The organism is uncultured Oscillibacter sp., assembly GCF_910587525.1.
Classification (GTDB): domain Bacteria; phylum Bacillota; class Clostridia; order Oscillospirales; family Oscillospiraceae; genus Oscillibacter.
The window spans coordinates 1-3,527 of record NZ_CAJULS010000184.1 but is presented as its reverse complement, the minus strand read 5'-3'; the positions used below and the strand labels follow the sequence as shown (position 1 = coordinate 3,527).

The 3,527-nt window shown below is 62.7% G+C and carries 4 protein-coding genes; 3 read left to right on the top strand and 1 reads right to left on the bottom strand.

Annotated features, from left to right (window positions below):
- Both xdh and QZ326_RS13455 read left to right on the top strand, forming a co-directional pair.
- On the top strand, positions 1–1,544 hold a 1,544-nt coding region (gene xdh, locus QZ326_RS12005), incomplete at its 5' end, for a selenium-dependent xanthine dehydrogenase (RefSeq protein ID WP_295745537.1).
- On the top strand, positions 1,541–1,942 hold the full coding sequence (locus tag QZ326_RS13455; protein ID WP_365329228.1) for a DUF3788 family protein: 402 nt from the start codon (positions 1,541–1,543) through the stop codon (positions 1,940–1,942). The genes xdh and QZ326_RS13455, both read left to right, overlap by 4 nt.
- A gap of 32 nt (positions 1,943–1,974) precedes the next feature.
- Here the strand turns inward: QZ326_RS13455 and QZ326_RS12000 are convergent, their stop codons facing one another.
- On the bottom strand, positions 1,975–2,562 hold the full coding sequence (locus tag QZ326_RS12000) for a nucleotidyltransferase family protein (RefSeq protein WP_295745534.1): 588 nt from the start codon (positions 2,560–2,562) through the stop codon (positions 1,975–1,977).
- Positions 2,563–2,734: 172 nt separating this feature from the next.
- Between QZ326_RS12000 and QZ326_RS11995 the strand changes: the two genes are divergently transcribed.
- A partial coding sequence (locus QZ326_RS11995) for a molybdopterin cofactor-binding domain-containing protein (RefSeq protein WP_295745531.1) occupies positions 2,735–3,527 on the top strand: 793 nt, incomplete at its 3' end.

Below are 3,527 nucleotides of genomic sequence, written 5' to 3'. Positions count from 1 at the left end.
GGACGGAGCACGCCTTCCTGGAGCCGGAGTGCGCCGTGGCCTATCCCGACGGGGATGGAGTCATGGTGCTCTCCACCGACCAGGGCGCTTACGATACCCAGCACGAGATCATGACCATGCTGGGGTGGCCGGCGGCGCGGGTGAAGGTCCGCAACTGCCTGGTGGGCGGCGGCTTTGGCGGCAAGGAGGACGTGACCGTCCAGCACCACGCCGCCCTGATCGCCTGCCTGACGAAGCGCCCGGTAAAGGTGAAGCTCACCCGGGCGGAGAGCCTTTTGATCCACCCAAAGCGCCACCCTATGGAGATGGAGTTCTCTTTGGGCTGCGATGAGAACGGCATCATCCAGGGTGTGGCCGCGGAGGTCATCGCCGACACCGGGGCCTACGCCTCTTTGGGCGGACCGGTGCTGGAGCGGGCTTGCACCCACGCCGCCGGACCCTATAACTACCAGAACTTTGAGATTGACGGCTGGGCCTACTACACCAATAATCCCCCCGCCGGGGCCTTCCGGGGCTTCGGTGTGACCCAGACCTGCTTTTGTATCGAGAGTCTCCTGAACCGCATGGCGGATCTGGTGGGCATCACCCCATGGGAGATCCGCTACCGCAATGCCATCCGCCCGGGGCAGGAGCTGCCCAACGGCCAGATCGTGGACGAGTCCACCGGTCTGGTGGAGACGCTGGAGGCGGTGAAGCCGTACTATGACAAGGCCAAATGCGTGGGTCTTGCCTGCGCCATGAAGAACGCCGGCGTGGGCGTGGGCATCCCGGATACGGGCCGGGTTCGGCTGACGGTGGAGGGCGGCAAGGTCCATATCTTCGCCGGGGCCTCCTGTATCGGCCAGGGCCTGGGCACGGTGCTGACCCAGATGGTCTGCGGCCAGACGGGACTCCCACCGGAGGCGGTGGTTTACGAGCGGTCCAACACCTACTTCGCGCCGGACTCCGGCACCACCTCCGGCTCCCGGCAGACGCTGTTCACCGGCGAGGCCTGCCGGAGGGCCTGCCAGGATCTGAAGGCGGCGCTGAGCGCCGGCGGCCTGGAGACCCTGAACGGCCGGGAGTTCCGGGGGGAGTACCTGGGAAAGACGGACCCTCTGGGAGCCGACGTGCCCAACCCCGTCAGCCACATCGCCTACGGCTACGCCACCCAGATCTGCATTCTGGACGAGGACGGCAAAATCCAGCAGATGGTGGCGGCCCATGACGTGGGCAAGGCAGTGAATCCCCTCTCCGTGGAGGGACAGATCGAGGGCGGCGTGGTGATGTCCATGGGCTTCGCCCTGACGGAGCGGTACCCGCTGGTGGACTGCAAACCCACTGCCAAGTACGGCACCCTGGGCCTCTTCCGCGCAAACCAGATCCCGGAGATCACCGCCATTGTGGTGGAGAAGGAGGGGCTGAACGTGGCCTGCGGCGCCATCGGTGTGGGAGAGATCACCTCTATCCCCACGGCCCCGGCCATCGCCGGCGCCTATTACCGTTACGATGGGAAATTTCGCACGGCGCTGCCCCTGGAGGACACGCCCTATACCCGGAAATGACGCCAGTGGGAAGGGGGCCGGAGGACATCCCCGCACTTCTGGGCCCGGAATGCTGTGCGGTGTACGCGGGGTTCTGCGGCGCGGTGAAAAGACAATTTGGAGCGGAGGCCCTGTGGAACAGCGGCGGAATGCGATGGAAGTACGAATGCCAATACCGCTGGAGGGGAAGGCGTCTTTGCACGCTGTATGTCCGGAGAAGCTGTGCCGCCTTGCAGATTGTATTTAACAGGGAAGAGCAGGTAAGGTTTCAATCGGAGAGGGAGACATATCATCCACAGATACGGCGGGCCTTCGATATTGCGGAGACTTACCTGGATGGAAAGCGCTTTTTGTTTGGCCTGGCAGATGAGCTGTTATTTCCGGAATTTCTCCGTCTGTTGGAATACAAACGAAAATAAAGGAGACGGCTGGCCGTCCCCTAACATATTTTCTATCTTCGATTTTGTATTTTTTCCAGAGCCTCTGCGGTGTCCACGTCCGCCAGCTCCTCCTCCGGCACCTCCAGGAGCCGCAGGTCCCCCTCGTGCTTCCGGATAACGGTGTTGCCGCCGTGGTCCTCCGTCAGATCCAGCAGCTCCGGGAAAAACCGGGCGGGGAAGACGCAGGGATTGCCCCGGATGCTGCTGTGGGCCAGGGCCGCCAGCTTGTCCGGTTGCTGTTTCCAGAATTGGGCCAGGGCTGCCACGCTCTCCCGTTTCAAAAGGGGCTGGTCGCTGACCAGGAACATCACGCCGTCGCAGCGCCGCAGGGCTGTCAGCCCTAATGCAATGGTGTGGCTGATGCCCCAGTCCGGGTGCTCGTTGCGGATGGCGGCGAAGCGGAACGCTTCCGCCAGGTCCATAACCTCCGGGTATTGGGTTACCACCACAGCGGCCTCCAGTTCTTTGGCAGGCACGGCCTCCAGGGCCCGGAGGATCAGACTCCGCCCCCGCAGCTGGGCCGCCAGCTTGTTCTGGCCGTACCGCCGGGCATTGCCCGCCGCCATGATTACGCAGCCAAGTTTCAATTGTTTTTCCATAGAGCCGCCTCCGGTTTTCAGGAATCTGCAAAATTAAGGACAACAGGCGCCCCTTTGGGCAATCTGCCTCCCAATTGTCTGCGATTTTGAATTTTATAAGAATTGCCCTTGTGGATCAAGGGTAGTATATCCGTTTTTCTGCAATGATGCAAATAAAAAGGAGGGATCCCCTATGAGCAAGAGCGTCGGCAGGAGCGTCACACGGGTGGACGCCTATGACAAGGCCACAGGCCGGGCCAGATACATGGACGACCTCTGCGGCCGGGAGGCGCTGGTGGTGAAGATCTGCCACTCCGCCATTGCCCACGGCTTTGTGAAGTCCATCGACACCGCGGCGGCGGAGGCGGTTCCCGGCGTGGTGAAGGTTCTGACCTGCTTTGAGGTGCCGGACATTCCATTTCCCACGGCGGGCCACCCCTGGTCCACGGACCCCAGCCATCAGGATGTGGCCGACAGGCTGCTTTTGAACCGCCACGTCCGCTACTACGGCGACGAGGTGGCTGCGGTCATCGCCGAGAACGAGGTGGCTGCGGCACAGGCCGTCCGGGCGCTGAAGGTGGAGTACGAGGAGCTGCCCTTTGTGCTGGATGCTCAGGAGGCCATGAAGGACGGTGCGCCTCAGCTCCATGAGAAGTACAAAAATAACATCCTGGGCCACTCCGATGTCCGCAAAGGCGATTACGAAACCGCCCGGCGGGAGCCCGGCCTCATCAAAGTCGAAGGCTGGTACGACACCCCCACGGTCCAGCACTGCCACATTGAGAACCATGGGTGCTTCGCCTATGAGGAGGCGGGGCGGATCGTGGTGGTCAGTTCCACCCAGATCCCCCATATCGTCCGCCGGGTGGTAGGGCAGGCCCTGGGGATTCCCTGGGGCAAAGTGCGGATTATCAAGCCCTACATCGGCGGGGGCTTCGGCAACAAGCAGGACGCGCTGTACGAGCCCCTGTGCGCCTGGTGTTCCA